The following is a 15,020-nucleotide window of genomic DNA, read 5'->3' on the forward strand; positions in this document are numbered from 1 at the left end:
TCAGGCGCGGCGAGCAGGGGTCGCGGCGGCCAGCATCGCTGCGCCGGCAAGCCCCACCAGCGCCAGCAGAGACACGGCCAGCGCATGCCCGCCGAGCGAGGCGATGCCGAATGCCACGGCGGGCGGTGCGACGAGCAGCGCGATGCCCCGCCCGGTGTAGAGCAGGCCGAGCAGCCCGCCGATGACGCGCGGCCCAACGAGATCGGCGACATGCGCGGGCAGCAGCGCGACGAAGCCACCCTGGAGGGCACCGAATCCAAGGGCGAAGGCGACCAGCGCGGGCTCCGACGCGGCGGCGGCCCAGGCAAGCATGGACGCCGCCATGCCGGCACAGCAGGCCAGGAACACCGCGCGTCGTCCCAGCGCATCGGCCAGCGCGGCCAGGACGAAGCGCCCGAGGATGGTGCCGAGCCCGATCAGCCCGAGCAGCCCCACCGCGTCCTGGCGCGGCAGGCCAAGATCCAGCGCGGTGCCGACCAGCAGCGCATGCGGTGCGGCCGCCGGCATCGAGGCCAGCAGCGTGCCGGCATAGATCAGCACCAGGGTGCGCACCGGCAGCGCGGCCGGCGGCACCCCGATCTCTTCGGCCACCGCGGCGGTGCGCGTCATGCTGGGAGGCGGCGCCAGCAGCATCGCGCCGACCAGCCCGACCGGGACAGCGAGCGCGCCGCAGATGGCGAAGGCGGTGCGCCAGTCGCCGAGCGCGCCGAGCGCGTCCGCCGCAGGCGGCACCAGCGCCGTGCCAATGCCGATCCCGCTGACGGCGATGCCGGATGCCAGGCCGCGATGCACCGTGAACCAGCACTGCACCACGGCGACCGCGGGCACATAGGCGAAGCCGACACCGAGGCCGATCAGCAGCCCGTAGCCGAGATAGACCTCCACAAGGCTGCGCGCGGCGGCGGCCACCAGGAGCCCGGTGCCGACCAGCAGCATGCCGGCAGCGGCGAGCACACGCGCGCCGAGCCTGTCCGCGAGCGGGCCGCTCAGCACGCCCGTGAAGAAGCAGGCCGCGCCGCTCAGCGCGTAGACCAGGCTGACCTCCGCGCGGATGGCGCCGAACTCCGCGGCGATTGCCTCGGCGAAGGCGGCGTAGGAGTAGATCGCGCCGTAGCCGACCATCAGCACCACGAACGCGCCGGCGACGACGTACCAGCCGGCGAAGAGCACGGGCGCCCGCACCACGCGCGGTTCGGCCGGCGGATGAAGCGCGACGTGATTCATCGGCCGAGCAGCCGCCGCCGCATCATGCGGTGCGCCAGCGACGAGAAGGCGCGCTGCCGCAGTCGCGCCAGCATGCCGGACAGCGCCTCGGCGGCGAACCGCCAGGCCACGCGGCGGGTGACGATGTCGAGCGACGCCGTGCCGCCTTCCTCGGCCATGCGCGTCATGGCACGGCGGAATGAATCGCGGTTCATCGCGGAGCCCTCCGTGTCGCTGCGAGCAGGCCGTCCTCGAACCAGCCGGCGACCAGCTCTGCGGCCTCCCGCGTCGTCTCCGCGTCCATGCGCGCACAGACCGGGCGGCCGCCGGCCGGGTCTGCCAGGGTGGGGCCTTGCGAGGGCCAGATTGCGCCAGCCGCGTCGCCGCAATCCCGAAGGCGCTGCGAAGTTCTGCTGAAAACGCGGCGAAGCGCGCCTCGCATCTGCCGCGTGCTCCGAACGGGGGATCTGCGCATGGTCGGCTCCGCTCGCCTGAAGGCTGGAGCCCGGTATGCGCGCCGTGCGGCGCGTGGCGATGTGACTTCAGTTACATGCCGGCAGCGCGCCGCGGGTGTCGCCTGCCGTGCGCCGCATCGCCGCCGCCCGGGACGACCGCCTTACTTCGCCGCGCCGGCTGCCGAGAGCGTGCGTTCCGACAACGCCGGCAACGCCTCCGCGGCCCGGCGCGCCGCATCAGCGTCGCCATCCTTCGCCGCGGCCTCGATCTCCGCCAGCAGCTCCGCCATGCGCCGCGCGCCGGCCATGCGGGCAGCGCCCTTCAACCGGTGCGCTACGCTTGCGGCGGCGTGCAGGTCACCGCTGCCCAGCGCCTCCAGCACGGCGTCCGTGTCGCGCCGCACGCCGTCGCGGAAGCTGCCGAGCAGCCGCGCCAGCCGCGCCTGGTCGTCGCCGAAGAGCTGGCGCAGCGCCTCCGGGTCCCACAGCGTGGCGAGGCCCGGCTCATCCGCCGGCATGCCGGCGGCATCGGCGCCGCCCTGCAGATGCTGGCTGAGGGCACGGGCAAGCTGGTCCATCGCCAGCGGCTTGGGCAGGAATCCGTCCATCCCCGCGGCGTAGCAGCGCTCGTCCTCGCCCTTCAGCGCGTTGGCGGTGACGGCGATGATGGCCGTGCGCGCCGCGCCCGGCTGCGCCGCCTCCTCGCGCCTGATCGCGCGGGCCAAGTCGAGGCCGTCCATCACGGGCATGTGCAGGTCCACCAGCGCCAGCCGGTGGCGCGCCGCACGCCACAGCGCCAGCGCCTGTGCGCCATCCTCGGCCATGTCGGCCTGGAAGCCGAGAAGCTCGAGCTGGCGGGCGAGCACCTCCCGGTTCACGGGATGGTCGTCCACCACCAGCAGCCGCGGCGCGCTGCCCTCGGCCGGCAGGGCAGGGCGCGGCAGGGCGGCGTCCGTGGCGGGCAGTTCCGCCGCGGCGCCGAGGCGCAGCGTGACGGTGAAACGGCTGCCGCGGCCCGGCATGCTCTCCACGGTCACGTCGCCGCCCATCAGCCGCGCCAGGCGCCGCACGATGGACAGGCCGAGCCCGGTGCCGCCGTAGCGCCGCGTGGTGGAGGTGTCGGCCTGGGCGAAGGGCTGGAACAGCCGGGCGATCTGCGCTTCCGTCATGCCGACGCCGGTGTCCTCCACCGTCAGCGCGACATCCACCGCGCCGTCTTCCGTCGCGCTGGTCTCCGCGCGCAGGCGGACGAAGCCCTTCTCTGTGAACTTGATGGCGTTGCCGACCAGGTTGAACAGGATCTGGCGCACCCGCACCGGATCGGCGGAAACCATGTCCGGCCCGAGCCCCGGCGGATCGGCCACCAGCAGCAGGCCCTTCTCGCGCGCCTGCACCGCCAGCGTGTCCACCGCGCCTTCCACCAGGCCGCGCAGCGAGAAGGGCAGGCTCTCCAGCTCCATCCGCCCGGCCTCGATCTTCGAGAAGTCGAGCAGGTCGTCGATGATGCGCAGCAACTGCCCGGCGCTGTCGCGCATGACAGCAATGCAGCGCGCCTGGCCGGGGCCGGGCGGCGTGCGCTCCAGCACCTCGATCATGCCGAGCACGCCATTCATGGGCGTGCGGATCTCGTGGCTCATCGCGGCGAGGAAGGCGGATTTGGCGCGGTTCGCGGCCTCCGCCGCGTCGCGCGCCTCGCTCAGCTCCTCCTCGCGCATCTTCAGCCGCGTGACGTTGCGGTAGCTGGTCAGCACGCTGCCATCGGCGACGCGATGGCGGCTGATCTCCATCCAGAGGCCGGAGGGCGAGAGGCGGATGTCCGGCTCGCCGCCAGCATCCAGGATCTGCCGTGCCTTGAGGGTGACCGCCTCCTCCAGCGCGGCACCCTCCTCCGGTGGCGGGCCGTAGTCGCCGCGGCGGACCATCAGGCGCAGGATCTCGTGGCCATCGGTGCCCGGGCGCGTCAGCGCCTCCGGGATCGCGTAGAACTGCGCGAGCTGGCGGTTCACCAGGCGCAGGCGGAAATCGGGGCTCCAGAGCACCAGCCCGTCATTCATCGTCTCCAGCACCAGCTCATGCGTCGAGCGGGCTTCCTGAAGCTCGTCCTCGCGCGCCTTGAGCGCGGTGATGTCGCGGTAGATCACCAGCACGCCGCCATCCTGCGTCGCGACGGCCAGCGCCTCGATCCAGGCGCCATTGGCCGCGCGGCGAAGCTCCGGCGGCCCGCCAGGATTCCGCGCCAGGCGAAGCTGGCTCTCGATGATCGCCTCGATCGCCGCCTGGTCCTCGGGCGGCGGACCGTAGTCGCCGCGCCGCACGCGATACAACAGGGCGTCACGGGCATAAGCGCCGGGGCGGCCGAATTCCTCGGGCACGTCGTGCAGCCTTGCGGCGGCGCGGTTCGCCAGCTTGATGCGCAGCGCCGAATCCAGCAGCAGCACGCCGTCGGTCATGTGGTCCAGGATAAGCTGCTGCGTCTCCCGCGCCTCCTGCAGCTCCTGCTCGCGCAGCTTCAGCGCGGTGATGTCGCGATACATCAGCACGGCGCCGCCGGAGGCGACGGGGATGGACTTCACCTCGAGCCAGGTGCCGGAGGGCGTGCGCCGCACATAGCTCACGCCGCCGGGCCGGGAGAGCAGCGCGGCGCGCTGCTTCACGCGCTGCTCCAGTTCCGCCTCGTCCTTCGGCGGCGGGCCGAACTCGCCGCGCTGGTCCTGCAGGCGCATGATGTCCAGCACGTTGACGCCGGGATAGGCCATGTCCGGCGGGAACTCGCCGACGCGCAGCGTCTCCTTGTTGAAGAACAGCACGCGGAAGGATTCGTCCCACATGACGACGCCGTCGGTCATGTGGTCGAGCACGGTCTGCAACTGCTCCCGCGCCGCGTTCAGTTTCTCCTCATGCTGCTTCAGGTCGGTGACGTCGCGGTACATCAGCACGGTGCCGCCGTTGGCGACGGGAATGGCCTTCTCCTCGACCCAGGCGCCGGACGGCATGCGCCGGATCTCCGATCCGCCGCCCGGCCGCGTCAGCATCGCCGCGCGCTGCGCGACCATGTCCGCAAGCTCCGCCTCGGTGGCCGGCGGCGGGCCGAAATCGCCGCGGCTGGCGCGCAGGCGGATCAGGTCGAGCACGCTGACGCCGGGATGCAGCATGGAGGTCGGCAGGCCTGCGACGCGCGCCGTGCCGTTGTTGGCGACGACGAGGCGGAACTCCTCGTCCCACATCAGGACGCCGTCGGTCATGTGGTCGAGCACGGTCTGCACGCGCTGCCGCGCCTCGGCCAGGTCCTTCTCGTGCCGCTTGAAGTCGGTGATCTCGCTGGCGCAGAGCATCCAGCCGGCGGAGAGCCGGCGCAGGGTCACGCGGAACCAGCGGCCCTCATCCGTGCACCAGTCGCGGCTGCGCTCCTCGCGGCCGGGCTCGGGCAGCCACCAGCCGGGATCGTCGGTCTGCTCGAAATAGGCATGACCGCCGCCGCGGCGTCCCATCGCTTCCAGCAGGGCGCGCAGCGAGGCGCGCGGACCGCGCGCGGCGTCGAAGGGCGGCACCAGCAGGTCCAGCCGGCTATTGGCCGAGAGCAGGCAGCCATCCGCGCCGAACAGGGCGAAGGGGCCGGCGAGCTGCGCCAGCGCCTCAGCCTGCAGGGCGGCAAGCGCCTCGGCGGGCGCGGCCGGGTCTGGAACGGGCAGCATGGCCCTATCTTGCCCCGGCTTGCGCGCGCCTGTGTTTCATTCTGCCTGCGCCCGTGTTTCGTCTGTTTCGCGCCAGCGGTTTGACGCTGGACAAATCGCCTGCAAGGTAAGGAAGAGAAGAGGAATCGGGCATGGCCGACGGCGCGACCACGATCCTGATCGTGGAGGATGATCCGTTCCAGCGTGAGACGGTCTGCGCCTATCTGGCGGGCCAGGGCTTCGCGGTCGAGGGGGTGGCCGACGGCGCCGGCTTCCGCGCCGCCGTGGCAAAGGGCATGCCCGATGCCGCGCTGGTGGATATCGGCCTGCCGGGGGAGGATGGATTCTCCCTGGCGCGCTGGTTGCGCGGGCTCTCGCCCACCGTGGGTATCGTCATGCTCACCGCCGCCACGGACCTGGTGGACAGGGTGGTGGGGCTGGAATCCGGCGCCGACGACTACATCACGAAGCCATTCGAACCGCGCGAATTGCTGGCGCGGCTGCGCGCCCTGATGCGCCGCTCCGGCGGCGGCGACGGCCGCCAGGCAGCGCCTGCGGGACCGGCCGAGGCGCTGCCGCCGCACAAGGTGCGGCTCGGCGCCGCCGTGCTGGACCGCAAGACCGGCGTGCTGCGCACCGCGGAGGGCAAGGACGACCAGCTCACGGAAAGCGAATTGTCGCTGCTGACGCTGTTCCTGGAGAACCCGAATCGCGCGCTGCACCGCGACTGGCTGCTGGAGCGGACTTCGGGCGAGGATGAGCCGGAGGCCTTCGACCGTGCCATCGACCTGCGGGTGATGCGCCTGCGCCGCAAGATCGAGCGCCACCCCGCACGGCCGATGGCGCTGCGCACGGTGCGCGGCGTGGGCTATCTGTTCGATCCGGAAGCCGGCTGACGCTTGCCTGCCGCGGCGCCGGCTTCCTAGCATCCCCGCTTGCGCCATGCCGGCGCGGAGGGATGTCCATGAACCGGATCGGCTCGGGCGGCCGTCGTGCCGCCATGCTCGCCTGCGTCGGCCTCGCCGCGACCGCGGCGCTGCGGCCTGCCGCGGCACGCGGCGTCGTGGCCTTGCGTGACCTCTATGACGCGGCGGGCACCGGCCCGTCCGACCTGGCCCGGTCGCTCGATGGCCGGCGCGTGGCGCTTGCCGGCCTGGTCGCGCCGGTGCCGAGCGGCGCGGCGGGCTGGCTTGCGCTGGGGGAGACGGCGCTGGTGCCGTGTCAGCTCTGCGGCGGGCCGCATGACTGGCCGACCGGCGTCGTCAGCGTTCATGCGCCGGGCCTGCCGCATCTCGCCGACCCCTATGCGCGCGTGACGCTGGAAGGCGTGCTGGCGCTCAATCCCACAGCGCGGGCGGGCACCGGCCTGCCGGACCGCCTGGTGCTGCGCGATGCGGGCCTGGCGACGGCCTGACGCCATGCGACGATTCCTGTTCGTTGCGGCGCTGGCCTGTGCCGCGCTGCCCGCGCTCGCGCAGCAAGCGGATATGCTGCTGCGCAACGGCCGCATCCACACGGTGGACGCCGGCTTCTCCACCACCTCGGCGGTCGCCATCCGCGACGGGCGCTTCGTCGCGGTCGGGCAAGCGGCCGAGGCGATGGCCGGGCCGGGCACGCAGGTGGTGGACCTCGGCGGACGCGCCGCCATCCCCGGGCTGATCGATAGCCATGTCCACCAGCACCAATGGGGCATGAACCTGCTCGCCGTGCCGCTGCTCGGCGCGCGCTCCATCGGCGATGTGGTGAAGGCCATCGGCGAGCGCGCGCGCCAGACGCCGCCGGGCGAGTGGGTGATCGCCTCCTCGCTCTGGCACGAGAGCATCCTGGCGGAGGGTCGGCTGCCCACGCGCTGGGAACTGGACGCCGTCTCGCCCGACAATCCCGTCTTCATCCCGCGTGGCGGCCATGTGGTAACGCTGAACAGCCAGGCCCTCGCGCGCGCCGGCATCACGCGGGACACGCCGCAGCCTGCCGGCGGCGTGATCGTGAAGCGCGAGGATGGCGAGCCGACGGGCGTGCTGCTGATCGCCGGCGCGACCTCCATCGCGCGCCGCGCCCTGCCGCCGCCGCCCCCCGCCGAGGAGCAGGCGAAGCTGCTGGTCCAGGCGATGGCGGAGCTCAATGCGCTCGGCGTCACCGCGGTGGTGGAGCCCGGCATCTTCGACGCGCAGGCGCAGATCTACGCGCGGCTGCGCGACGAGGGGCGCATGACCGTGCGCACCTGGCTGCTGTGGCGCGCGGCGAACCGGGAGCAGATCGCGCGCGGCATCGCGGCACAGCAGAACTGGCCGCAGCACGAGATGCTGCGCAGCGCCGGCATCAAGTTCCTGCTCGACGGCGGCGTGGAAGGCGCGCGGATGAACGAGCCCTACCGCATCGTGCCGGGCGAGCAGACCAACCCGAACTACCGCGGCATCCTGCTGCTGCCCGCGGGCGGGGAGGCGGAACTGCTGGACGGGCTGCGCCTGATCCACCGCGCCGGCCTGCCGATCCAGACCCATGCCGTGGGTGACTACACAATCGACCTGATCACGCGCCTTTATGGCCAGGTGAACGACGAGCTCGGCCCGGTGAAGCCGCTGCGCTGGACGGTGATGCACATCTTCCTGCCGACGCCCGATGCGCTGGCGACGATGTCGCGCCTGGGCATCATGGCGACGGCGCAGAACCACCCCGTCCTGCTCGGCCACAACCAGCGGCGCTGGTGGGGCGATGAGCGCGCGGCCTACTCCATCCCGATCCGGCGCATGCTGGATGCGGGGGTGCATGTCGGGGGCGGCACCGATGCGCCGGTGGTGCCGGGCGAGCCCTTCCAGTCCATGTGGTGGATGACCACGCGCGGGACGCTGGCGGGCTATCGCCTGGGCCCGGAGCAGGCGATCACCGTGCGGGAGGCGCTGACGCTCTACACCCGCAACAATGCGGTGCTTCTCGGCGCGGAGGACGAACTCGGCTCGATCGAGCCGGGCAAGCGTGCCGACCTTGTGGTGCTGTCGCAGGACATCCTCGCGGTGGAGCCCGACCGCCTCAGGGACACGCGGGCGCTGATGACCCTGGTCGGCGGCCGCGTGGTTCACCGGCAGGGGATGTAGGGGCGGCGGGGCGCCCGGCGGTCAAACGCCGGGCGCAAGCCGCGGACGGCGAATGAAGCGGCGGATCAGCAGCACGGCGATGATGGTGACCGCCGTGCCGCCCAGCACCCAGAGAAGCCTCTCCGGCCCCAGCAATGCGCCGAGGAACCAGCCGGCGGCGGTGAAGCTGCAGGCCCAGATGCCGGCGGCGATGAAGTTCAGGACGGCGAAGCGGCGGTGATCCATGCCGGCGATGCCGCAGGCGGCCGAGGCGACGTTGCGGATGCCGTAGAGGAAGCGGAAGCTCAGTACGAAGAGGGCGCCATAGCGTTCCAGCAGGGCGCCCGCGCGCGCCACGCGCGCCTCCGCCCGCGGGAACCGACGCAGCGCCGAGGGACCGAACTTCTTGCCGAGCGTGAACCAGGTCTGGTCGCCGGCGAAGGAGCCGAGCCAGACCGACACGATCAGGATCCACGGGTCGACGAGGCCCGTCGCAGCACCGGCCGCGGCTGCGACCAGCACGAAGGTCTCGCCCTCGAAGAACGCCCAGAGCGCGGCCGCCACATAGGCGAGCGCCCCCCATTCCGCCCAGAACTCGGCCACCCCTGTCCTCCCGGCACGCCGGCACTATCGCCGGGCGCGTGCGGCGTACATAGCCGCGTCTTCTCTAATGTTGTTCGAACTTGTCAGCCGCCCCGTCTCCCGCCCGGGCGGCCGCTCAGCCTCTTGCCCAGGAAATCGCGACCCGGGCAAGCGCGTCAATGGTGTCGCAGACGGGAAAGGGCAGGGCGGGGCCGGCCGCGATCCCCAGCGGGATCTCCGTGCAGCCCAACACCACCGCGCGGGCGCCGCGCGCCGCCAGCGCATGCGCGGCCTCGGCCAGCGGAGCATGCGCCTCCGCCACGCGGTTGGCCTTCACTTCCGCGATGCCGGGGGTGACGAGGCGGGTCATCTCGGCGTCGGTCGGCACCAGGCATTCGTAGCCGCGGCCTTCCAGGCGCTGCTGATACAGCCGCATCGCGAGCGTGCCCGCGGTGCCCATCACGCCGATCCGGCCCGCGGGCACGCCGAGCCGCGCCAACTCCGTCGCGGCGGCATCCACGATGTGCAGGATCGGCAGGGCAGTGGCCGCCTGCATGCCATCGAACCAGCCATGCGCGGTGTTGCAGGGGATGGCGATGGCGCCGCAGCCCGCCTGCTCCAGCCCGCGGATGCCGCGCAGCAGCGCCGGCAGCGGGTCCGCGCCGCCGCCGAGGCGTGCCGCGCTGCGGTCCGGCACGCGCGGATCGGACCACAGCACCGCGGGGACGTGGTCCTGGTCGCGCTCAGCCGGCGTGAGCAGCGTGAGCCGCCGCATGAACTCGGCAGAGGCCAGCGGCCCCATGCCGCCCAGCACCCCCAGCATCCGCGCTTTCGTCACAGCCCCAGCCCGTCCCACACCAGCTTCACCCCGGTGACGAAGAGCATGGCATAGACGATGCGATAGAACAGGCGGTCGCCGATGCGCTTCGCCAGCCAGACGCCGAGCGCGACGCCGAGCGGCGCCAGCGGCAGCAGCAGCAGGCTTGTCAGCAGGTTCTGCGCGGAGAGCTGGCCGAGGAAGAAATACGGCACCAGCTTCACGTAGTTCATGACCCCGAAGAACACGACCGTCGTCGCCGCCAGCTTCGCCCGGTCCAGCCGCAGCGGGTAGAGATAGACCGCAAGCGGCGGCCCCCCGGCATGCGCGACGGTGGAGGTCAGGCCCGAGAGCGCGGACCAGAAGCTGCCGCGCCAGCGGTTCGGCGTGGCGGGCGGCGGGGCGACACGGCCGGGCCGCGCCTGCCAGAGGCTCCGCGCCAGGAACGCCAGCGAGATCACGCCGACCATCAGCTTCACCTGCCGGTCGCCCAGCAGCCCGAACACCGCGGTGCCAAGGGCGATGCCGAGCAGCCCGCCCGGCAGGATCGCCAGCAGTTCCCGTCGGCTCCACTTGCCCCACCAGGCGCGGAGCCCGGCGATGTCCATGGCGCAGAGCACCGGCAAGGCGATGCCGGCCGCCTGCGGCGCCGGGATGGCGAGCGCCATCAGCGGCACCGCAACATTGCCGGCGCCCGAGGCGAATCCGCCCTTGGAGATCCCGGTGAGCAGCACGGCGGGGATGGCGAGTGCCCAGAAAAGCGGCTCGGTGATCAGGAGCATGCTGCGATCCTAGGCCGATCCCGCCTGACCGTCTCAAACCGCATGGCTGAAAGGCGACTTGTCCGGGTGACGCATGGCTGTCTCCCAAGTATGTCACGGCCCCTGACACTTTAACCGTGATTCGGTGATGGCCTGCGCGATTAACCGAAAGAAGGTTACCTGGCAGGACCCCGTGGGATGGATGCAATGATGTTCCCGATGCACGATCCGATCTGGCTGGCCGGTCTGGCCGCCGCAATGGCGCTGACCGGCCTGGTCTCCGGCACGCTGGCGGGGCTTCTCGGCGTCGGTGGCGGCATCGTCATCGTGCCGGTGCTGTTCAACGTGCTGCCCTTCTTCGGCATCCCGGAGGCGGTGCAGATGAAGCTCGCGGTCGGCACCAGCCTCGCCACCATCATCCCCACCTCGATCCAGTCCGCGCGCAAGCATTTCGCCAAGGGCACGATGGATGTCGCGCTGCTGAGAAGCCTCGCGCCCTCGATCGCCGCGGGCGTCACCCTGGGAACGGTGCTGGCGATCTGGCTGCGCGGCGATGCGCTGACCCTGGTGTTTGCGCTGGTCGCGGCGGCGGTGGCGGCCAACATGGCGATGACCTCGGCCGATTGGCGCCTGCGCGAGAGCTTCCCCGCCGGCGCGCCGCGGCACGGCATCGGCGGCTTCATCGGCACGGTCAGCGCCATGATGGGGATCGGCGGCGGCACGGTGGGCGTGCCCATTCTTTCGGCCTTCGGCGCACCGATGCGCTCGGCGGTGGCGACGGCGAGCGCCTTTGGCATCATCATCGCGGTGCCTGCGACGGCGGGCTTCATCTATGCCGGCTGGGGCAACCCGATGCTGCCGCCGCTCAGCCTCGGCTATGTGAACCTGCTCGGCGTGGCGCTGATCGTGCCGGCCTCGATGCTGGCGGCGCCCTGGGGCGTGAAGCTGGCGCACAGCATCCAGCCGCTGCTGCTGAAGCGGCTGTTCGCGCTGTTCCTCGCGGTGACGGTGCTGCGCATGGGGTGGAGCCTGCTGGGCTGATACCAGGCGCATGACGTTCGGACCTGCGCCCGCCGAAGGCGGGCGAGGCCGCGAATGCGGCCCGCCGCCTATGCGGCGAGCCAAGCGAGGCGCCGGCGATTGAGTGCACGCAGGTGAAACCTTCGTCCGCCTGGTATGGGGCGGCGCGGCCGGGTCAGCCGGGCCAGCCCCGCACCGGGCCGAGCGTGCCGGCGCCCTGCTCCGGCAGGTTGCGCAGCACGGTCAGGGTGCCGTCCGTCTCCAGCACCACCGCGGCGGCATCCTCCGGCCGGGCCAGGCCGTCGGCGCGCAGCGCGGCCAGCACTTCCTCCGTGGTCACGCGCTCCCGCCGCAGGGCTTCCGACAGCATGCGGCCGCGCAGCAGCAGCAGCGCCGGGGTCGCCTTGACGAAGGCCTGGGCGCCCTCCGACCGCACCGAAGCCGCCGCGACCACGCGCTGCAGCCCGATCAGCAGCGCCAGCGCGACCAACCCCTCGGCCAGCGCGGTGTCGGGTGAGAGGAGGATGGTCGCCAGCGTCGAGCCGAGCGCCACGGTCACCACCAGGTCAAAGGCGTTCATCTTCGACAGCGTTCGCTTGCCGGAGACACGCAGCATCGCCACCAGCGCCACATAGGCAAGGACACCCACCAGCAAAGTGCGGCCGATGCCGGCCCAGTCATCGAACAGCATCGCCCGCCCTTTCCGTGCGCCTCCCTGGTCTAGCGAGGGCGGCGCGGCGGGGTTCCGGAGCGGTCAGGGGCGCCAGGGCAGCGTGCCTGCCGGCAACCTGCGCGCGGCGAGGGTCGCCGTTCCCATCAACGCCGCCATCAGCAGCAGCGCGAGGCAGGAGACGGCGGAGGCGAGCGGCGAATTCCCACTCTCCTGCAGGCCGAACACCAGCACGCCCAGGGTCTGGGTGCCTGGCCCGTAGAGCAGGGAGGAGACGGTGACCTCGTTCACCGCCGTCAGCGCCACCAGGATGCCGCCGGCGGCCAGCGCCGGCGCCAGGGGCGGGAGATGCACGCGGAACAGCCGGCGCAGCACGCCGGCCCCCATCCCCCGCGCCGCCTCGTCCATCGCCGGATCGAGCCGTGCCGCCGCCGCCGCCGCCGGGCGCAGCGCCAGCGCCTGGAAGCGGGTGAGATAGGCGAACAGGATCAGGCCGAGCGTGCCATAGACGGCGCCCCCGCCCGGCAGCGACAGCACCACCAGGATGGCCGCGACGCCGGTGCAGGCGCCGGGCAGGGCATAGGGCAGGTCGGTGCCTGCGCTGGCCAGCCGCACGGCCCGGGCGCGCAGCGCCAGCGCGATGGGCAGCGCCGCCAACGCGAGCAGCAGGGCGGCGCCGAGGCTCAGCAGCAGCGAATTGCCGAAGGCGCGCGCGGTATGCGCGCCCGGTGCCGCGGCGGCGGCGAAATGCCGCAGGGTCAGCGTCGCGGCGGAGAGTTCCATGCCCATCGCCGGCACCAGCGCCGCGGCGACGAGCGCCAGCATCGGCACCAGCAGCACCGCGCCGAGATAGAGCAGCACCGCTGCCAGCGCCCCGCGGCGGATTGCCGGCGGGAAGGGCAGCGGAGCGAAGGGCAGGCGCCCTGCCACTGGCGCCCGCCTTGCGGCCAGCGCCTGCAGCATCAGCGCCGGTGCGGCGAGCAACGCCAGCAGCACCGCCAGCGCCGCCGCCTGGGCCAGCGCATCCGCGCCGCCGGCCGACAGGCGCTGCCAGATCAGCACCGGCAGCACCGTGACCCGCGCGGGGATGCCGAGCAGTGCGCCGACACCGAAATTGCCGAGCGCCGCGACATAGGCCAGGCCCGCCCCGGCCAGCAGGCCCGGCGCCAGCAGCGGCCAGACGGTGCCGCGCAGGGCGGCTTCCGGCGTGGCGCCGAGGCCGCGTGCAGCGAGCAGCACCTCGCCCGGCACCCTCCGCAGCAGCGCCGCGACGGCGAGCATCACAAGCGGCGCCGCCTGCACCGCCAGCAGCACCGTCATGCCGACCGCGCCATAGACCGGATTGGGGGTGCCGAGCGGCGGCGCCAGCCCGAGCGCCAGCAGAAGCGGCGAGGCGGGGCCGGAGGCCTGGATCCAGCCCAGCGCCATCACCTGGGCCGGCACCAGCGCCGGCAGCACCGCCAGGAACAGCAGCACGCCGCGCCCCGGCAGCCCCCGCAGCAGCAGCGCCCAGGCGAGCGCCCCGCCGATCAGGGTCGCGAGCGCCGCCGCGCCGAGGGAGATGCGCAGGCTGTTGCCCGCGGCGCGCCAGACCGCGGGGTCGGCCGCCGCGGTGGCAATGACGCCGCCTGCCAGCGCCTCGCCCAGCAGGCGCAGCAGGGGCAGGGCGCCAATCGCCAGCAGCCAGAGTGAAGCGGCGAGGACGAGCGGGCGGGATTGCGGCAAGGCGGCTGGATGTGCGGCCGGCGACTAGCCGCCGGCGAGCTGGGCGAAGCGGCGCAGCAGTTCCGGCTGTTCGCGCACCGCGCGGGCGGCGTCGAAGGGCATCACCTTGATGCTGCGCGGATCGGGGAAGCCCGCGGGGGGCGAGACCTCCGGATCGGCGGGCAGGAAGCCCTGGCTCGAGGCCAGCTGCTGCCCCTCCTGCGAGAGCAGGAAGGAGACGAAGGCGACTGCCGCCGGCACGTTGCGGGCGGTCGAGAGGATGCCGGCCGGCTCGGTAATGGCGGAGACGCCGTCCTCGGGGAAGACGAAGCGCACCGGCGCGCCCTTCGCCGCCTCGCGGATCGGCAGGTAGTCGATGACGATGCCAAAGGCGCGCTCGCCGCCGGAGACCGCCTGCATCACCGGGCCGTTGCCGCCGCGGGCCTGTACGCCGTTCTGCACCAGGCGCTCCACATAGGACCAGCCGAGCGCCGGGTTCTGCGCGAGGGTGGTGACATGGATCGCCGCGGCACCCGAGACCGCCGGGGAGGGCATCGCCACCTGGTTGCGCGCGCGGGCGTCCAGCAGGTCCGTCCAGCGCGCCGGCACGAAGGGCGCGCGGACATGGTGCATGAAGCCCGTGGTGATCAGCTTGGTGCCGAAATAGGCGCGGCCGGCATCGAGATGGGCGGCGGGGATGCCGGCGGTGGCGACCTCCGGGCTCGGCCGCAGCCGGCCCTCGGCCTTCAGCCCCTCGAAGGTGAGGCTGTCGGCGAGGAGCAGCACGTCGGGCCTGGGCTGGCCGGCGGAGATCTCGGCGCGCAGCCGGGTCATGATCTGGCCGGTCCCGGCGCGGATCCACTCGACCTGCACGGCGGGATGGCGGCGGCGGAAGGCCTCGACCGTGGCGGCGGCATCCGGTTCGAGCTGGGAGGTGTAGAGCACCAGCGGGCCCGATACCTGCTGGGCGGCGGCCGGGCGGATGGCCGCCGTGGCAAGCGAGATGACACCCAGACCGAAGCTGCGACGCCGCATGCGCGGTTCTCCCCCTGATTGCACCGGGCAG

Annotated in this window: 13 protein-coding genes; 4 read left to right on the forward strand and 9 right to left on the reverse strand. The window is 72.8% G+C overall.

The window, feature by feature from the left end:
• From E4T13_RS00330 to E4T13_RS00340, 3 genes are all read right to left on the reverse strand, one after another.
• Positions 1-1,224 (reverse strand): MFS transporter, encoded by a 1,224-nt coding sequence (locus tag E4T13_RS00330; protein ID WP_137176276.1) that lies wholly within the window; start codon positions 1,222-1,224, stop codon positions 1-3.
• Positions 1,221-1,418, reverse strand: coding sequence for a hypothetical protein (locus E4T13_RS00335; protein WP_137176277.1), 198 nt, complete (start codon positions 1,416-1,418; stop codon positions 1,221-1,223). The genes E4T13_RS00330 and E4T13_RS00335 overlap by 4 nt, the downstream gene beginning before the upstream one ends.
• A gap of 401 nt (positions 1,419-1,819) precedes the next feature.
• Positions 1,820-5,350 carry a PAS-domain containing protein gene (locus E4T13_RS00340; RefSeq protein ID WP_137176278.1) on the reverse strand — a complete coding sequence of 1,177 codons (3,531 nt, stop codon included), beginning with the start codon at positions 5,348-5,350 and terminating at the stop codon, positions 1,820-1,822.
• 131 nt (positions 5,351-5,481) lie between these two features.
• On the opposite strand from E4T13_RS00340, the gene E4T13_RS00345 reads away from it, so the two are divergent.
• The 3 genes from E4T13_RS00345 (at position 5,482) to E4T13_RS00355 (ending at position 8,421) form a co-directional block, all read left to right on the forward strand.
• Positions 5,482-6,225, forward strand: a complete 744-nt coding sequence (locus tag E4T13_RS00345; protein WP_137176279.1) for a response regulator transcription factor — start codon at positions 5,482-5,484, stop codon at positions 6,223-6,225.
• Positions 6,226-6,293: 68 nt separating this feature from the next.
• On the forward strand, positions 6,294-6,743 hold the full coding sequence (locus E4T13_RS00350; RefSeq protein WP_137176280.1) for a hypothetical protein: 450 nt from the start codon (positions 6,294-6,296) through the stop codon (positions 6,741-6,743).
• Between the two features lie 4 nt (positions 6,744-6,747).
• Positions 6,748-8,421 carry an amidohydrolase gene (locus E4T13_RS00355; RefSeq protein ID WP_170984719.1) on the forward strand — a complete coding sequence of 558 codons (1,674 nt, stop codon included), beginning with the start codon at positions 6,748-6,750 and terminating at the stop codon, positions 8,419-8,421.
• 21 nt (positions 8,422-8,442) lie between these two features.
• Here E4T13_RS00355 and E4T13_RS00360 read toward each other — a convergent pair whose 3' ends face one another.
• From E4T13_RS00360 to E4T13_RS00370, 3 genes are all read right to left on the reverse strand, one after another.
• Entirely contained in the window at positions 8,443-9,003 is a 561-nt protein-coding gene (locus E4T13_RS00360) for a DedA family protein (protein ID WP_137176282.1), read from the reverse strand.
• A gap of 115 nt (positions 9,004-9,118) precedes the next feature.
• Positions 9,119-9,805, reverse strand: a complete 687-nt coding sequence (locus tag E4T13_RS00365; RefSeq protein ID WP_137176283.1) for an aspartate/glutamate racemase family protein — start codon at positions 9,803-9,805, stop codon at positions 9,119-9,121.
• A gap of 11 nt (positions 9,806-9,816) precedes the next feature.
• Positions 9,817-10,581 carry a sulfite exporter TauE/SafE family protein gene (locus tag E4T13_RS00370; RefSeq protein ID WP_137176284.1) on the reverse strand — a complete coding sequence of 255 codons (765 nt, stop codon included), beginning with the start codon at positions 10,579-10,581 and terminating at the stop codon, positions 9,817-9,819.
• Between the two features lie 198 nt (positions 10,582-10,779).
• On the opposite strand from E4T13_RS00370, the gene E4T13_RS00375 reads away from it, so the two are divergent.
• The gene (locus tag E4T13_RS00375; RefSeq protein WP_137177636.1) at positions 10,780-11,601 is read left to right on the forward strand and encodes a sulfite exporter TauE/SafE family protein; all 822 of its coding nucleotides are present in this window, start codon (positions 10,780-10,782) and stop codon (positions 11,599-11,601) included.
• A gap of 154 nt (positions 11,602-11,755) precedes the next feature.
• Here E4T13_RS00375 and E4T13_RS00380 read toward each other — a convergent pair whose 3' ends face one another.
• The 3 genes from E4T13_RS00380 to E4T13_RS00390 all read right to left on the reverse strand — a co-directional run bounded on the left by E4T13_RS00380 (position 11,756) and on the right by E4T13_RS00390 (position 14,989).
• Positions 11,756-12,271 (reverse strand): DUF421 domain-containing protein, encoded by a 516-nt coding sequence (locus tag E4T13_RS00380; protein ID WP_137176285.1) that lies wholly within the window; start codon positions 12,269-12,271, stop codon positions 11,756-11,758.
• 63 nt (positions 12,272-12,334) lie between these two features.
• Positions 12,335-13,975: an iron ABC transporter permease gene (locus E4T13_RS00385; RefSeq protein ID WP_137176286.1), complete on the reverse strand. Its 1,641-nt coding sequence runs from the start codon at positions 13,973-13,975 to the stop codon at positions 12,335-12,337.
• A 24-nt stretch (positions 13,976-13,999) separates the two neighbouring features.
• Positions 14,000-14,989, reverse strand: a complete 990-nt coding sequence (locus tag E4T13_RS00390) for an ABC transporter substrate-binding protein (protein ID WP_137176287.1) — start codon at positions 14,987-14,989, stop codon at positions 14,000-14,002.
• Positions 14,990-15,020 lie beyond the last annotated feature (31 nt).

This window comes from Roseomonas sp. AR75 (assembly GCF_005222815.1).
Taxonomy (GTDB): domain Bacteria; phylum Pseudomonadota; class Alphaproteobacteria; order Acetobacterales; family Acetobacteraceae; genus Falsiroseomonas.

What these genes read in the sequence shown, in the direction of transcription:
- E4T13_RS00330 (WP_137176276.1), bottom strand. Translation starts at nt 1,224, where the DNA reads ATGAATCACGTCGCGCTTCATCCGCCGGCCGAACCGCGCGTGGTGCGG.
- E4T13_RS00335 (WP_137176277.1), bottom strand. Translation starts at nt 1,418, where the DNA reads ATGAACCGCGATTCATTCCGCCGTGCCATGACGCGCATGGCCGAGGAA.
- E4T13_RS00340 (WP_137176278.1), bottom strand. Translation starts at nt 5,350, where the DNA reads ATGCTGCCCGTTCCAGACCCGGCCGCGCCCGCCGAGGCGCTTGCCGCC.
- E4T13_RS00345 (WP_137176279.1), top strand. Translation starts at nt 5,482, where the DNA reads ATGGCCGACGGCGCGACCACGATCCTGATCGTGGAGGATGATCCGTTC.
- E4T13_RS00350 (WP_137176280.1), top strand. Translation starts at nt 6,294, where the DNA reads ATGAACCGGATCGGCTCGGGCGGCCGTCGTGCCGCCATGCTCGCCTGC.
- E4T13_RS00355 (WP_170984719.1), top strand. Translation starts at nt 6,748, where the DNA reads ATGCGACGATTCCTGTTCGTTGCGGCGCTGGCCTGTGCCGCGCTGCCC.
- E4T13_RS00365 (WP_137176283.1), bottom strand. Translation starts at nt 9,805, where the DNA reads ATGCTGGGGGTGCTGGGCGGCATGGGGCCGCTGGCCTCTGCCGAGTTC.
- E4T13_RS00370 (WP_137176284.1), bottom strand. Translation starts at nt 10,581, where the DNA reads ATGCTCCTGATCACCGAGCCGCTTTTCTGGGCACTCGCCATCCCCGCC.
- E4T13_RS00375 (WP_137177636.1), top strand. Translation starts at nt 10,780, where the DNA reads ATGCACGATCCGATCTGGCTGGCCGGTCTGGCCGCCGCAATGGCGCTG.
- E4T13_RS00380 (WP_137176285.1), bottom strand. Translation starts at nt 12,271, where the DNA reads ATGCTGTTCGATGACTGGGCCGGCATCGGCCGCACTTTGCTGGTGGGT.
- E4T13_RS00390 (WP_137176287.1), bottom strand. Translation starts at nt 14,989, where the DNA reads ATGCGGCGTCGCAGCTTCGGTCTGGGTGTCATCTCGCTTGCCACGGCG.